15 protein-coding genes and 1 pseudogene are annotated in these 14,941 nt (G+C 71.9%); 11 read left to right on the top strand and 5 right to left on the bottom strand.

Annotation, left to right across the window (positions count from 1 at the left end; translation table 11 throughout):
• Positions 1-13: 13 nt before the first annotated feature.
• From metK to L6E17_RS21110, 6 genes and pseudogenes are all read left to right on the top strand, one after another.
• A complete protein-coding gene (gene metK, locus L6E17_RS21135) occupies positions 14-1,222 on the top strand; it encodes a methionine adenosyltransferase (RefSeq protein ID WP_236242314.1) in 1,209 nt (402 codons plus the stop codon).
• Positions 1,219-2,286, top strand: a complete 1,068-nt coding sequence (mtnA, locus tag L6E17_RS21130; protein WP_236242313.1) for an S-methyl-5-thioribose-1-phosphate isomerase — start codon at positions 1,219-1,221, stop codon at positions 2,284-2,286. Before metK ends, mtnA begins: the two co-directional genes overlap by 4 nt.
• A complete protein-coding gene (gene mtnB, locus L6E17_RS21125; protein WP_236242312.1) occupies positions 2,283-2,954 on the top strand; it encodes a methylthioribulose 1-phosphate dehydratase in 672 nt (223 codons plus the stop codon). Before mtnA ends, mtnB begins: the two co-directional genes overlap by 4 nt.
• The gene (locus tag L6E17_RS21120; RefSeq protein WP_236242311.1) at positions 2,951-3,535 is read left to right on the top strand and encodes an acireductone dioxygenase; all 585 of its coding nucleotides are present in this window, start codon (positions 2,951-2,953) and stop codon (positions 3,533-3,535) included. The genes mtnB and L6E17_RS21120 overlap by 4 nt, the downstream gene beginning before the upstream one ends.
• Positions 3,532-4,266, top strand: coding sequence for an acireductone synthase (mtnC, locus tag L6E17_RS21115; protein WP_236242310.1), 735 nt, complete (start codon positions 3,532-3,534; stop codon positions 4,264-4,266). Before L6E17_RS21120 ends, mtnC begins: the two co-directional genes overlap by 4 nt.
• Positions 4,267-4,297: 31 nt before the next feature.
• A pseudogene (locus L6E17_RS21110) lies at positions 4,298-4,447 on the top strand (5'-methylthioadenosine phosphorylase); the annotation flags it as partial.
• A gap of 337 nt (positions 4,448-4,784) precedes the next feature.
• Here the strand turns inward: L6E17_RS21110 and L6E17_RS21105 are convergent.
• From L6E17_RS21105 to L6E17_RS21085, 5 genes are all read right to left on the bottom strand, one after another.
• A complete protein-coding gene (locus L6E17_RS21105; protein WP_236242309.1) occupies positions 4,785-5,978 on the bottom strand; it encodes a S8 family peptidase in 1,194 nt (397 codons plus the stop codon).
• 387 nt (positions 5,979-6,365) lie between these two features.
• Positions 6,366-7,193 (bottom strand): class I SAM-dependent methyltransferase, encoded by an 828-nt coding sequence (locus tag L6E17_RS21100; protein WP_236242308.1) that lies wholly within the window; start codon positions 7,191-7,193, stop codon positions 6,366-6,368.
• Between the two features lie 138 nt (positions 7,194-7,331).
• Entirely contained in the window at positions 7,332-8,492 is a 1,161-nt protein-coding gene (locus L6E17_RS21095; RefSeq protein ID WP_236242307.1) for a GTP-binding protein, read from the bottom strand.
• Between the two features lie 6 nt (positions 8,493-8,498).
• Positions 8,499-8,669, bottom strand: a complete 171-nt coding sequence (gene rpmF / locus L6E17_RS21090; protein ID WP_236242306.1) for a 50S ribosomal protein L32 — start codon at positions 8,667-8,669, stop codon at positions 8,499-8,501.
• A gap of 142 nt (positions 8,670-8,811) precedes the next feature.
• Positions 8,812-9,123, bottom strand: coding sequence for a hypothetical protein (locus L6E17_RS21085; protein ID WP_236242305.1), 312 nt, complete (start codon positions 9,121-9,123; stop codon positions 8,812-8,814).
• A gap of 165 nt (positions 9,124-9,288) precedes the next feature.
• Between L6E17_RS21085 and L6E17_RS21080 the strand changes: the two genes are divergently transcribed.
• The 5 genes from L6E17_RS21080 to L6E17_RS21060 all read left to right on the top strand — a co-directional run bounded on the left by L6E17_RS21080 (position 9,289) and on the right by L6E17_RS21060 (position 14,555).
• The gene (locus L6E17_RS21080) at positions 9,289-10,182 is read left to right on the top strand and encodes a metal ABC transporter solute-binding protein, Zn/Mn family (protein ID WP_374109107.1); all 894 of its coding nucleotides are present in this window, start codon (positions 9,289-9,291) and stop codon (positions 10,180-10,182) included.
• Positions 10,182-11,069 (top strand): metal ABC transporter ATP-binding protein, encoded by an 888-nt coding sequence (locus L6E17_RS21075; protein WP_236242304.1) that lies wholly within the window; start codon positions 10,182-10,184, stop codon positions 11,067-11,069. Before L6E17_RS21080 ends, L6E17_RS21075 begins: the two co-directional genes overlap by 1 nt.
• Positions 11,066-11,980: a metal ABC transporter permease gene (locus tag L6E17_RS21070; RefSeq protein WP_236242303.1), complete on the top strand. Its 915-nt coding sequence runs from the start codon at positions 11,066-11,068 to the stop codon at positions 11,978-11,980. Before L6E17_RS21075 ends, L6E17_RS21070 begins: the two co-directional genes overlap by 4 nt.
• Positions 11,981-12,066: 86 nt before the next feature.
• Positions 12,067-12,366, top strand: coding sequence for a DUF1490 family protein (locus L6E17_RS21065; RefSeq protein ID WP_236242302.1), 300 nt, complete (start codon positions 12,067-12,069; stop codon positions 12,364-12,366).
• 2 nt (positions 12,367-12,368) lie between these two features.
• Positions 12,369-14,555 carry a cation-translocating P-type ATPase gene (locus L6E17_RS21060; RefSeq protein WP_236242301.1) on the top strand — a complete coding sequence of 729 codons (2,187 nt, stop codon included), beginning with the start codon at positions 12,369-12,371 and terminating at the stop codon, positions 14,553-14,555.
• The last annotated feature ends 386 nt before the right edge of the window (positions 14,556-14,941 follow it).

Here is a 14,941-nt window from a genome sequence, read left to right as displayed (position 1 = left end):
CTACAGGAGATCCATGTCCCGTCGTCTGTTCACCTCGGAGTCCGTGACCGAAGGTCACCCCGACAAGATCGCTGACCAGATCAGCGACACGATCCTCGACGCGCTGCTCCGGGAGGACCCGACCTCCCGTGTCGCCGTGGAGACGCTGATCACCACCGGCCTGGTGCATGTGGCCGGCGAGGTCACCACCAAGGCGTGGGCCGACATCCCCACGCTGGTGCGCGAGAAGATCCTGGAGATCGGTTACGACTCCTCGAAGAAGGGCTTCGACGGCGCGTCCTGCGGTGTGTCCGTCTCGATCGGCTCGCAGTCCCCGGACATCGCGCAGGGCGTGGACACCGCGTACGAGAACCGGGTCGAGGGCGACGAGGACGAGCTGGACCGGCAGGGCGCGGGCGACCAGGGCCTGATGTTCGGCTACGCGTCGGACGAGACGCCGGAGCTGATGCCGCTGCCGATCCACGTCGCGCACCGCCTGTCGAAGCGGCTGACCGAGGTCCGCAAGAACGGCACGATCCCCTACCTGCGCCCGGACGGCAAGACGCAGGTCACCATCGAGTACGACGGCGACAAGGCGGTGCGCCTCGACACGGTCGTGGTGTCCTCGCAGCACGCCTCGGACATCGACCTCGACTCGCTGCTCGCGCCCGACATCCGCGAGTTCGTCGTCGAGCACGTCCTCAAGCAGCTCCTGGACGACGGCATCAAGCTCGACACCGAGGGCTACCGCCTGCTGGTCAACCCGACCGGGCGCTTCGAGATCGGCGGTCCGATGGGCGACGCCGGCCTCACCGGCCGCAAGATCATCATCGACACGTACGGCGGCATGTCCCGCCACGGCGGCGGCGCCTTCTCCGGCAAGGACCCGTCCAAGGTCGACCGCTCCGCCGCCTACGCCATGCGCTGGGTCGCCAAGAACGTCGTCGCCGCCGGCCTCGCCTCCCGCTGCGAGGTCCAGGTCGCCTACGCCATCGGCAAGGCCGAGCCCGTCGGCCTCTTCGTCGAGACCTTCGGCACGGCCAAGATCGAGGCCGAGAAGATCGAGCAGGCCATCTCCCAGGTCTTCGACCTGCGCCCGGCCGCGATCATCCGCGACCTCGACCTGCTGCGCCCTATCTACGCCCAGACCGCGGCCTACGGCCACTTCGGCCGCGAGCTGCCCGACTTCACCTGGGAGCGCACCGACCGCGTCGACGCCCTGCGGGCGGTGGCAGGCATATGAGGAGGAACAGCGAGACGGCGACATCCCCACGACCGGGTCTGTCGCTCGTCTGGGACGAGGGACGCATCCTCGCGGTGGATCAGCGGGCACTGCCCCATGAGCACCGCGTCCTGCGCATCGAGACGGTGGACCAACTGGTCGACGCCATCACGTCCCTGGCCGTCCGCGGAGCGCCTGCCATCGGTCTGGCCGGCGCCCTGGGCGTGGCGCTCTCCGCCCATCGGCACACGGCGGACGGCAGGACCGATGAGGCGTCCGTGAAGGCCGATGCCGCGCGGCTGTCCGCAGCCCGGCCCACGGCCGTCAACCTGGCCTGGGCCGTCCGCCGGGCCGTGGGGCGGCTCGCCGACGGACCCCAGGCCGTTCTCGCCGAGGCCCTGACCATGGTGGAGGAGGACGCCGCAACCAACCGGACCGCCGTCGTACGGGCTGCCGACCTGGTGCAGTCGTTGGTCGCGGACCGGCCGGTCCGCATTCTCACCCACTGCAACACCGGCCGCTTGGCAACCGCAGCCGTCGGCACCGCACTCGGAGCGGTCATCGAGCTGCACGAGCGCGGCCGGGTGGCCGAGGTGCTCGTGGACGAGACGCGGCCGCTGCTCCAGGGGGCTCGGCTCACCGCGTGGGAGCTGGGTGAGGCGGGGGTGCCGTACCGGCTGTGCGTGGATTCCGCCGCCGCCGCTGCCATGGCCCGGGGGATGGTGGACTGCGTGCTGGTGGGGGCCGACCGCATTGCCGAGAACGGGGACGTGGCGAACAAGATCGGTACGTATGGTCTCGCGGTCGCCGCCGCGCGGCACGGCATCCCCTTCGTGGTCGTCGCTCCGGAGTCCTCCTGGGACCGTGAACTGGCCGACGGCTCGGGGATCGTGGTGGAGGAGCGCGACCCGGGTGAAGTGACGGGATTTGCTGGAGTCGAGGCCGCGCCGGCTGGTGCCGCCGTGTTCAACCCCGCCTTCGATGTCACCCCGGCCGACCTGGTCACCGCGATCGTCTCCGAGGCCCGGGTGTTCCGGCCCCAGGGTTCCCCCGGCACGAGTGACCGGCGCGAGGTGCCGGCATGACGCCTACGGCCGTCGACGGCGTCGCACGGGAACGCGCCGGAAGTGAGATCGCGGCGTTCTCCCGAGCCCTGTACGAGCGCGGCTGGATGCCGGGCACCGCGGGCAACGTCTCGGTCCGCCTGCCGGGCGGGGCGGCCCTGATCACCGCCGGCGGCCGGGACAAGGGAGGCATGACCGCACAGGACATGGTCGTCGTGCGGGCGGACACGGGAGAGGAGGCGGCCCCGGGGCCGCTGCGGGCGTCGGCCGAGACGACGATCCACTCCGCGATCTACCGGACCACGGACGCGGATGCGGTCATCCACGTCCACTCCCCTTACGCCACGGCCGTCGCGTGCCGCGCCGGCCACCGGACGCACCTGACCTCCCTGCGCATCGAACGGTTCGAGCTGCTCAAGGGCCTGGGGCTGGCCGACCCGACACGGACCGACGTGCCCGTCTTCCCCAACTGGCCCGACGTCCCGCGGATAGCGGCGGACGTGGCCGGCCATCTGGCCGCCACACCGCAGGCGCCTCCCGCCCTTCTGATCACCGACCACGGCATCACCACGTGGGGACGTGACCTTGCCCAGGCCCGTAACCGGCTGGAGTGCCTGGAATCGATCTGCCGGCTGCTGCTCATGGCCGGACCCGCGCTGCCCGCAGAGAACGAAAGGCTGAACTCATGACCCTGCTTCAGGTCATGGCGGAGGACGACCCCGGGAGAGTGCTGCTGCGCACCCGGGACCACGACCGTATCGCAGAGGCCCTTCGGGCCTGCTCGGTGGCGTTCGGCCGCTGGCCGCTGCGCGGCACCATCACCCCGGACACCACAACGGAGGACGTGCTGTCCCTCTACCGCGCCGAGATCGACGACCTGTGCGCGCGGCAAGGGCTGCACCTGGTGGACGTCGCCCGGCTTCACCCGCAGGCGAGCCCGGAATGGGAGGAAGGAGCGGCCAAGGCGCGCTCCACCTTCCTGGAAGAGCACCGGCACGCCGAGGACGAGGTGCGCTTCTTCGCCCACGGCACGGGTTGCTTCTCCCTCCACCTCGACGGCCGGGTCCACGCGGTGGTGTGCGAGGCGGGCGACCTGCTCTCCGTGCCGGCGGGCACCCGCCACTGGTTCGACATGGGCCCGCGTCCGGAGTTCGTCGCCATCCGCTTCTTCGAGAAGGAGGACGGCTGGGTGGGCGACTTCACCGGCGACCCCATCGCCCGGCGATTCCCCCGCCTCGACGCTCTCCTGGCGCCGGAGGGGGCGACGTGATCCTGTCGTCGGTAAGGGCGGTGGTCCTCGACATCGAGGGCACCACGGGCTCCGCCTCCCACGTGCGCGACGTGCTCTTCCCGTATGCCCGGGAGCGCTTCACCGACTGGCTCGCGGCCCACCGGGGCGAGGCTCCGTGGACGGAGCTGATGGAGGAGATACGGACCTGCGCCGGTGATCCCCGCCTCGACGAGGAGGGCGCCGTCGCGGCGCTGACCGCCTGGTCCGACCAGGACGTCAAGGTGCCGCCGCTGAAGCGGATCCAGGGGCTCGTGTGGGCCGAGGGCTACGCCGGCTCCACGCTGACCGGCCACGTCTACGACGACGTGCCCGGGGCCCTGGCCCGGTGGCGGCAGGCGGGGATCGAGCGGTACGTCTACTCCTCCGGGTCGGTGACGGCTCAGCGCGACTGGTTCGCGCACAGCGGCCACGGCGACCTCAGCGGGCTCCTGGACGGCTACTTCGACCTGGCCGGCGCGGGCGGCAAAAGGGAGCCGGAGTCCTACCGGGCCATCACACGTGCCCTCGGCGTTCCCGCGCACGAGACGGTCTTCTTCAGCGACGTGGGAGAGGAGCTGGACGCGGCCACCGCCGCGGGGTGGAGGGCCGTGGCCGTACGGCGCCCCGGGGACCCGCGCGGTCGGGAGGTGCCCGGACACCCGACCGTCCCGGCGCTGGACGACATACAGCTGCACCGACGCACCAGACGGGAAGAGGAAACGCGGACATGACCGTCAGCGGCAACACACCCCGGCGGCCGGCATCGGCGTGATCGGAGGCAGCGGCTTCTACGGGCTGCTGGACGACGCGGAAGAGGTCCGGATCGAGACGCCTTACGGTCGGCCTTCCGACGCCCTGATGCTGGGAACGGTCGGGGGTCGGCGAGTGGCGTTCCTGCCCCGGCACGGCCGAGTCCTGTGTCACCGCCGGCGATCACCGCGCCATCGGTGAGCGGCGCCGCCGATACGCCGGCCGGCGGGGCGCCCCCCGAATCCGCGAGGGGGGTGAGGGGCCGGCTCACCTCCCGCAAGGGTCTGGCTGACCGAGTCGCAGTGCGCCGGGCAGGGTCCGATGCACGCGTGCCCCGGCGCTCCGAGCGGTGAGCGCCGCAGTCCCCGGCCCCGGAAGCCGACGACCCTCCACCGCACCGGATGCGGGCTCTCCTGACGCATGAGCGTGCTGCTGCTGTGGGTGGTACGCAGACGTGCCCCCCGATCGCTCGGGGGGCACGTGCTGGGATGTCCGCTTGTCAGAAGAGCGAGTACAGGAGCTTGTTCGGGGAGCCGCTGCCGGCGCTGTTCACGACTCCGCTGGTGGCGTGGGTGGTGAGGGCGCTGCTGACCTGGGCCGGGGTGGCCGAGGGGTTGGCGGCGAGGTAGAGCGCGGCGGCGCCGGCGACGTGCGGGGTGGCCATGGAGGTGCCGCTGATGGTGTTGGTGTCGGTGTCGCCGGTGCTCCAGGCGGCGGTGATGCCGACGCCCGGGGCGAACAGGTCCAGGCACGTGCCGTAGTTGGACCAGGAGGACTTGGTGTCGGTCTTGTCGGTGGCGCCGATGGTGAGGGCCTCAGGGACGCGGGCGGGGGAGTACTTGCAGGCGTCCTGGGCCTTGCCGCCCCGGTTGCCGTTGCCGGCGGCGACGGCGTAGGTGACGCCTGAGGCGATGGAGTTCTTGACGGCGGCGTCGAGGGAGTCGCTGGCGCCGCCGCCGAGGCTCATGTTCGCGACGGCCGGCTTGACGGCGTTGGCGGTGACCCAGTCGACGCCGGCGATGACGCCGGACCAGGTGCCGGAGCCGCTGCAGTCGAGGACGCGGACGCCGACGACGGATGCGGCCTTGGCGACACCGTAGGTGGCTCCGGCGGTGGTTCCGGCGACGTGGGTGCCGTGGCCGTTGCAGTCGTTGCCGTTCTGGCCGTCGCCGACGGTGTCGGTGCCGATGCTGGCGCGGCCGCCGAACTCCGCGTGGCTGACGCGTACGCCGGTGTCGATGACGTAGACGCGGACGCCGGAGGCGGTGGTGTTGTACGTGTAGGAGCCGTCCAGCGGGAGCTGGCGCTGGTCGATGCGGTCGAGGCCCCAGGTGGCGTCCGACTGGGTGGCGTTGATGCGGACCCGGGCGTCCTGCTCGACGTAGGCGACACGGGGGTCGGCGGCGAGGCGGTGCGCCTGGGAGGCGGTCATCTTCGCCGCGAAGCCGCGGACCGAGGAGCGGTACACGTGGGTGAGGCCTGCGCCGTGCGCGGCGGCGAGGTCGCGTGCGGCGCTTTCCACGGACGCCGTGTCCTTGAGGACCACGATCCAGCCGTCGGACACCGCGGTGGCCGCCGGGGCGAGGCGGACGTCGGGGGCGGGCGCCGCGGTCGCGGGGGTGGCCGCGAGGAGTCCTGCGGCGAGAGCGGCGGCGGGAATGAGCGCGCGGAGTCGTCGCGCGGGGGAACTCATCTGAATAACCAGACCTTTCGTTGTCCGGGTTACGGGCAATCGCGGGTCTTGCAGGTGCCTCCCGGGGTCGCCGGGTGGCTCCGGGCAACGGTTGGTCAGGCCGTCACCGGAAGGACGCGTCATCACGCCCCCCGTGCTGTCGGGTGGCGAGGCGACGCGGCGCAACTTTGGCATGGGCATATCAGGAAGGGCAAGGGTGCGCGCAGACGTGCCCGCACGGAAATGTCGACGCCGTGGCCGGGGAGGCCGCCGCCTGCACCGAGGCGTCCGGTCCCTGCGCGATCGACCGGGGCGGCGCAGTCTCTCCGGTCGGCCGCGGACCGCTCTGACTCGCCATGGCCGGGGCCAGGCGGATGGGGAGCCGGCCCCTCGCGGCCGGGGTGGCTTCTACGGAAGCCGGAACAGGTTGAGCCGGTACTCCTCCACCTGGGCCAGGCGCTGCTCGGCGAGGCCGGTGAGCATCTGCCGGTAGGCGGCGGGAAGGGACTCGTACACGCGCGGGGGCAGAGCGGACAGCGTGTGGGAGGCGATCAGCTCGGCCCCCGGGCACCACCGTGTGACGGTATCCGGGCCGGTGCAGGACCATCGCATGCGGGCGGCCACCTTGCTGAGCGCGTCATGCCGGTCCTGGCCGTCGATGATGGCAGGGCCCGCGGTGTCCAGGGCCAGCCGTGATCCGGGGAAGCGCTCGGCCAGCACGCCGACGACGGTGCGGACATCGGCCTCGTCCAGGAAGGGCAGTACGGCCTCGGCGCTGAAGAAGTACGGGCCGTCGGAGTCGGCAGCCACCCTCTCCGTCCACGCGCTGTCGGACACGGACGCGGCGATCACCGTCCGGCGCGGGGTGTCGGTGAAGAACGAACGCCGCACCTCGATCACATCGGGAAGATCGAGCTCGAACCAGCGCGCATGGCCGTTGTCGACGCGCTCGTAGCGCGTGTTGAGACCGGTGCCGATCTCGACGACCGTGCCGGACGGGTGGGTCGTGAGGAAGTCCCTGACCCAGCTGTCGAACAGGACAGTCCGCAGGACCGTGCCCATGAGGCTCGGCAGGCCGTCGAAGCGGCCGAAGTCGTACGGCAGCGCCGCCACGATCTCCTCGGCACGCGCGTCGCGCAGCGCGGCGTCCTCCTTGCGGTGCTCCACCGCCCGCCCGTAGAGCGGAATGAGCAGCGTCTCCTGGACCGCGCCCAGGAAAGGACCGTGCGTCGTCACTCTCGCCTCCGTCCCGGCCCATACGGAAGAGGTCAGGGGGCGCCCAGCCTCCTCCGAGGGCCTGCCGAAAAAAGAAGCCGGGCCGGACGGTGCCGTGGCTGCGACCACCGTTCGGCCCGGAGTGTGCGGGGCCGGGTCTCAGGCCGCCTGCTCGTGCTCGCAGGCGTCCTCGATCCCGTACGTCTCCCAGGCCGGGAAGTCGTCGTCGACGGGGACGGGCTCGCCCGGCGCGAGCAGGCAGGCGTCGAGGGCCGCGCGCAGGGCGTCGGCACGCAGACCGGTGCCGATGAAGACCAGCTCCTGGCCCTGCGTGGTGCCCCCGTCGCGGGCGCCGGACGGTTCGAAGCGCGCGATGCCACCGGCCTGTGACCAAAGGCCGGTCACCCGGGGCCGGCTGGCGAGCCAGAAGAACCCCTTCGACCGCAGAACGCGCCCGAACGTACCGCTGTCGAGACCCTCGGTGACGAAGGCCCACAGCCGTCCGGGATGGAAGGGCAGGTCGGAGCGGAACACGATCGAGGAGATGCCGTACTCCTCGGTCTCCGGCACGTGGTCGCCGTTGAGCTCCTTGACCCAGCCGGGCGCCCGCTGCGCCTTCTCCACGTCGAACAGGCCGGTGCCCAGGATGTGTTCGAGGGGGACCTGGCCGCGTACGGCGGGGATGATCCGCGCCTCCGGGTTGAGCCGGGAGAGCGCGGCGCGGAGCCGGCGTGCTTCCTCCGGGTCGACCAGGTCGAGCTTGTTGAGGACGATGACGTCCGCGAACTCGACCTGGTCCATGAGGAGGTCGCTCACGGTTCGCTCGTCGTCCTCGTACTGGTCCAGGCCCCGCGCGACGAGTTCGTCGCCGCCGTCGAGCTCGGCCAGGAAGTTCGCGGCGTCCACCACGGTCACCATCGTGTCCAGACGGGCGAGGTCGCCGAGGGTGGCGCCGTCGTCGCGGGGGAAGGAGAAGGTGGCGGCGACGGGCATGGGCTCGGAGATGCCGCTGGACTCGATGAGCAGGTAGTCGAACCGGCCTTCGCGGGCGAGCCGGTCGACCTCTTCGAGCAGGTCGTCGCGCAGGGTGCAGCAGATGCACCCGTTGGTCATCTCGACCAGGCGCTCCTCGGTGCGGGACAGGGCCGCCTCGCCGCCGCTGACCAGCGCGGCGTCGATGTTGACCTCGCTCATGTCGTTGACGATGACCGCGACCCGCAGCCCTTCGCGGTTGCCGAGCACATGGTTGAGCAGCGTGGTCTTCCCGGCCCCCAGGAATCCCGAGAGCACGGTCACGGGCAGCCGGTCGGCGAGCGTCATGGGTGCTCAGCCCTCCGGCTGGAGGAGACCGCGCTCGTACGCCTTCACCAAGCGCTGCGGGACCTGGTACACGACCCCGTCGACGGTGACCGGCACCAGCTGGGGCGTGGTCGCCTTCCACTGGGCGCGGCGGTGGCGGGTGTTGCTGCGGGACATCTTCCGCTTGGGGACGGCCATCGTGAGACTCCTCGGTCCGGATCTGACACGAAGAGGCTATATGAAAATGGATGCCATTCTCAATTTTGCTCCGCGGCGCCGAAGGGAGGGCCGGGCCGACCGCTCCGGACCGCCGGCCCCAGCGACAGCTCGACATCCGTGATCAGCGCCCCGTCCAGCGCGCCCATGAAGGGTTCGACACCGGGGCCGCGTCCGGTGATCCGACCCCGCAGCGCCGCTCGCCGTAGTAGTCGTCCCCGAGCCGGGAGGCGAGCGTGCGGCGCTGCGCGGAGGCGGCTTCCCGGGCGTGGGTGTCGGACCTCTCAAGCGCCCGCCGCCCCCGAGGGGAGCCGCGCCGCCTCGCCGCGGAGGGGGATCCGGCGGCCGTCGGACGCTGGACCGCCGGGTACGGGCCGGTCGTGCCGGTCTGGAGGGATACGGAGAGGGTGACCGCCTCCGGATGCCGACGGGACACTCGTCCGGCCCGTCGGGAACGCCCTGGGGACGGCCCTGCTGCCGTACGCCGGACGCTGACCGGCCCACGGGAAGCCCAGTGGTGGGACCGCTCGCCCCGGTGGACAATCGATGTGATTGCCATTTCACTTCCCTTCCCCAGGGAGGGCGTATGCATGGCGCACCGATGCGTGTACGCGGAGTACTTCTGCTCGCGGCCCCCCTGACGCTGATGTGCACGGGTGTCGGGCCCGCGGGCGCGGCCCCCGCCCCGGTCCCCGTGGTCGCCTCCACGAACGTGTACGGAGACGTCGTCGAGCAGATCGGCGGCGAGCGGGTGAGCGTGGTGTCGGTCATCAGCGACCCGGCCCAGGACCCGCACTCCTACGAAGCGAGCACCCGCACCCAGCTGGAGCTCTCCCGGGCGGCGGTCGTCGTCGAGAACGGCGGCGGCTACGACGACTTCGTCGGCAGGATGCTGCGGAGTGCCGACAACTCCTCGGCCCAGGTGATCTCCGCCGTCCAGGTCTCCGGCAAGGAACCCGACGAAGACGGGGAGCTCAACGAACACGTCTGGTACGACCTGCCGACGATGAGCCGTCTCGCCGACCGGATCGCCCAAGCCCTCGGCAAGGCATCGCCCGCCGACGCCGACGCCTTCACGAAGAACGCCGAGGACTTCAAGGAAGGACTGGCCGACCTCGAAGCGCGGACGAACCGCATCGACGAACGGCAGGCAGGCACCCCGGTGGCGGTCACCGAACCCGTACCGCTCTACCTGACCGAGGCATGCGGCCTGGTCGACAAGACGCCTGCCGCCTTCAGCGAGGCCGTCGAGGAGGGCGACGCGGTCCCGCCCAGGGCGCTCCAGGAGACGCTCGCACTGTTCACCGACCGAAGCGTGCGGGTCCTGGTGCACAACGAGCAGACCAGCGGGGCCCAGGCGGAGAAGGTCAAGGACGCCGCCGAGGACAACGGGGTTCCCGTGGTGCCGGTGACGGAGACGCTTCCGCAGGGCGAGGACTACCTGGGCTGGATGGCGGACAACATCACGGCCCTCGAGCGCGCCCTGGATCGCTGATGCAGCGCGCCGACCGCCTCGCACCCCAGCCGCTTCCGCTGCGAACGGACGTGGCGGAGCGGGAAGGCAGCGGCCCTCCGGCGGTGAGCCTGCGCGGGGCAGCGCTCGCCTACGGCGACCGCGTGCTGTGGCGGGGCCTCGATCTCGACGTGCGGCCGGGCGAGTTCCTCGCCGTGCTCGGCCCGAACGGGTCGGGCAAGACGAGCCTCCTGCGCGTCCTCCTCGGCCGGCTGCCCCTCACCGCCGGATCGGTCGCCGTCCTCGGCCGTCCGCCACACCGGGCCGGCGGCCTGATCGGCTACATCCCGCAGCAGAAGGCGCTCCCCGCGCACACACTGCTTCGGGCACGGGATCTCGTACGACTCGGCCTGGAGGGGCACCGCTGGGGGTTTCCGCTCGCCGGAAAGGCAGCCCGCCGCAGGGTGAACGAACTGCTGGACTCCGTCGGAGCGCTGCCGTACGCCGACGTCCCCGTCGCCCGGTTGTCGGGTGGCGAGCAGCAGCGGGTGCGGATCGCGCAGGCACTGGCCACGGACCCGGAGATCCTGCTGTGCGACGAACCGCTGCTGTCCCTGGACCTCCAGCACCAGCGCACGGTCACCGGGCTCGTGGACGGGCGGCGCCGGGACTCCGGCACCGCCGTGGTGTTCGTGACCCACGAGATCAACCCGGTCCTCGGGCCTGCCGACCGGGTGCTCTACCTCGCCGGGGGAGGCTTCCGGATCGGCCCGCCGGAGGAGGTGATGACCTCGGCCGTCCTGTCGCGGCTGTACGGCACCCAGGTGGACGTCATGCAGGTGCGAGGCCGCATCGTGGTCGTCGGGGCGCCCGACGCGGCCCCCGCCCACCACCAGGCCGCCCGATCCGACGGGACCGGACCGTCATGAGCGCGCCGACCGTCCTCGGCGCCGAGGACCTGGGCACCTGGCAGCGGATCTTCAACTTCGCTGACTACGGCGAGCTGCTGGCACTCGTCCCCCACACGCTGCTGGCCGGGGCCCTGCTCGGCATCGTCGGAGGCTTCGTGGGGGTCTTCGTGATCATGCGGGACCTGCCGTTCGCGGTGCACGGCATCAGCGAGCTGTCCTTCGCGGGTGCGGCGGGCGCCCTCCTGGCCGGGTTCAACGTCGTCGCCGGGTCGATCGTCGGCTCGCTGATGGCGGCCGCCGCGATCGGACTGCTCGGGGTCCGCGCCCGCGACCGCAACTCGGTGATCGGAATCATCATGCCGTTCGGGTTGGGGCTCGGCGTGCTGTTCCTCGCGCTCTACCAAGGCCGGGCCGCCAACAAGTTCGGCCTTCTCACCGGGCAGATCATCGCCGTCGACACCCCGCAGACAGCCTGGCTGGTGGGCACGTCCGCCGTCGTCCTCGCCGCCCTCGCCGTGCTGTGGCGACCCCTGACCTTCGCCAGCGCCGATCCTGACGTGGCCGAAGCCCGGGGCATCCCCGTCCGGGCCCTGTCCCTGGGATTCATGCTGACCCTCGGTCTCGCAGTCGCCCTGTGCGTCCAGATCGTCGGAGCGCTGCTGGTGCTGGCCCTGCTCGTCACCCCGGCGGCCGCCGCGGCCCGGGTCACCTCCTCTCCGGTGCTGCTGCCCTTCTTGAGCGCCGCTTTCGCGCTCGCCGCCATGCAGGGCGGCATCCTGCTCGCCCTGGGCAGCAGCATCCCCATCAGCCCGTACGTGACCACCCTTTCGTTCCTCATCTACCTCGGCTGCCGACTGCTCGGCTCCCGGCGCACCGCACACGCCCGGACCGTGCCTCCCGTGGAACATCCGTCCGCAACCCGCGTGTGAAGGCCGGCTCGACCGCGCGCGCCCCGGGGGCCACACTGGAAGAGAGGCCCGTCGCACCCAGGTGGTGCGCACGGAAGGAGGCGTCCATGCATCCCCTCGCCGTCGCCGGTGCCACCGCCGGCAAGCTGGCCCACTACGCCGTCTCCGGCGTCGTGGGCGCACTGATCGTGCAGAAACTGCCTGCTGCGAAGCCGGCCGCGCGCAAGGCGCTGGTGGGCGGGCTGGCAGGAGGCATCGTGGCGGGCCGGTGGCTGTCGGAGGCCACCGAGGAAGCGCGGCTGAAGGCCGGGGACATGCTCGCGGAGGCCCGTACCTCGCTCGGCGAGGAGGCCCCGCCGCCCTCGGCCGTCAAGGTCGACCACGACGACCACGGCCACCAGCACTGATCATGTCCGCGGTACTCGTCCGCTCGGTCGCGACGGGGCGAGTCCGGCTGACCGTGTCGTGGCTGCGCGACCGTCCCGGCTGCGCCGGCCTCGTCGACGAACGGCTCACCGGCCTCTCCGGCTTCCGCGCCCTGCGCGTCTTCCCCCGTACCGGCAGCGTCGTCATCTGGATGGCGCCCACCGACCTCGACGTCGATGCCCTGGTCAGCGCCCTTGAGGAAGCCCCGGCGCCCTCGGCGCCCGCGAAGCCCACCCGGTCCGCACCGGACTCCTCCACCGGAGAAGTCGCCCGGCTCGTGGTCGGCGGGGCCGTCCTCGCCGTCGTGGCGCTGCGCCGGCTGCTCGCCCGGCCCCGGCTCGGCGTCGGCCGCTCCGGCTTCCTCGGCGCGATCACCGTCTTCACCGGTCTGCCGTTCTTCCGGGGTGCCCTGCGCACCCTGCGTGGCCGGAGCAGTCCCGGGACGGACACCCTGGTCACCGCCGCGACGGTCATCTCCCTGGTCCTGCGGGAGAACGTCGTCGCTCTCACCGTCCTGTGGCTGCTCAACATCGGCGAGTTCCTCCAGAGCCTCACCCTGCGCCGCACCCGCCGCGCCATCGAGGACCTGCTCACCATCGGCGAGGAGCGGGTCTGGCTGGTCCGGGAGGAAGGCGTCGAGGTCGAGGTGCCCCTCGAACAGCTGGAGCCCGGTGACACCGTCGCCGTGTACGAGCACCACCGCATTCCCGTCGACGGCCATGTGACAGGCGGCGAGGCCCTGGTCGACCAGGCCGCCGTCACCGGCGAGGCGCTGCCCGTGTACGCCCGCGAGGGCGCCCACGTCTACGCCGGCACCATCGTCACCTCCGGCTCCCTGACCGTCCGTGCCGACTCCGTCGGACGCGACACGACGGTCGGCCGGATCATCACCCGGGTTGAGGAGGCCCAGACCGACCGGGCCCCCATCCAGACCGTCGCCACCCGCTTCACCCAGCGCTTCGTCCCCGTCTCCTTCGCCTTGGCCGCCCTCACGTACGCGGTCACCCGCGACGCGCGCCGGGCGATGACCATGCTGCTCGTCGCCTGCCCCTGCGCCGCCGGCCTGGCCACTCCGACCGCCATCAGCGCCGCCATCGGCAACGGCGCCCGCCGCGGCACCCTCATCAAGGGCGGCACCCACCTCGAAGGCGTCGGCCGGGTCACCGCCGTGGTCTTCGACAAGACCGGCACCCTCACCTTCGGCAAGCCCCTGGTCACCAGCGTGGTCACCCTCAGCGAACGCTTCGGTGCCGACGAAGTGCTGAGCCTGGCCGCGTCCGGCGAGCTCCACGCGCGCCACCCCCTGGCCCAGGCCATCGTCGCCCACACCGAGGAACAGCGCCTGCACGTCCCCCTCCACCAGGCGTGCGAGGTCGTCCTCGGCATGGGCATGCGCGCCGAACTCGACGGCACCCGACTCCTGGTGGGCAGCCCCGCCCTGCTGCGCCGGCACGGCATCGAGCTCACCGATGCCGCACAGGACTGGACCGACCGCCTCCGCCGGGGCGGCGAGACCGTCATCTGCCTGGCCCACGACGCCGACCTCATCGGACTGCTCGGCGTCTCCGACGCCGTACGCGCGGGCGCCGACACCGTCATACGGCAGCTCCGCGACCTCGGCGTCCAGCGACTCGTCCTGCTCACCGGCGACGCCCCCGAGACCGCCCAGGTGGTGGCCGACGCACTGGGCATCACCGAGGTCCACGCCCACGCCCTGCCGGAGGTCAAGCTCCAGCTGATCCGCGACCTCCAGACCGAAGGCCACATCGTCGCCATGGTCGGCGACGGCACCAACGACGCCCCGGCGCTTGCCCTGGCCGACGTCGGGATCACGATGGGCGAACACTCCTCGCACGTGGCCCTGGAGACCGCCGACATCGCCCTCGCCGGCAACGACCTCCGCCAGGTCCCCGCGGTCGTCGAACTCAGCCGCCACACCCTTCGCGTCGTTCGCCAGAACTACGGCCTCGCCATCGGCGTCAACCTGCTCGGCCTCCTCGCGGGGGCCGGCGGCTCCATGAACCCGGTCCTCGCCGCCCTGCTCCACAACACGAGCAGCATCGCAGTGGTCGGCAACTCCGCCCGCCTGGTCAACCACACCCCGCACCTGCCGCACGTCGGCGACGAGATCGTCCACGCGGCGCCCCTCGAAGAGCGCCGTGTGCGCTGAAGCGTGCCTCTGCGAGGGGTTCCCCACCACCGGCCACCGCCACCGGCCACCGGTTACGGGCCGCCGGGTGGAGGGTCCCGGATCGGTGCGGAGCCTGGACGGAACTCCGCGGTGCGTCAGAGATCGCGCGTGACGCCCATCGCGCACGCACACACCTCGACCTTGCGTCCGTCTTGCCTCCTCGGACATCGCTGACCTGCGGCTTTGCCCAGCGTGCCGGATGTGCCACGGGTGGTACCGTGACGCTGTCCTCACGCATGTGACGCGCGCTCGACGCGTGGCCTGACGTGCTATCAGCAGTGTGCGGCCGCCCTTCCTGACCGGTACGGCATCCCGGCCGGAGGGCGGCTTCGTGCTGGAGGCGCGCCCAGGGACTTGGGCCGTGT

The sequence above is a fragment of the Streptomyces sp. CC228A genome (assembly GCF_021390935.1).
GTDB lineage: Bacteria > Actinomycetota > Actinomycetes > Streptomycetales > Streptomycetaceae > Streptomyces.
Note: the sequence above shows the minus strand (reverse complement) of the source record. Positions and strands in the feature narration are given on the sequence as shown.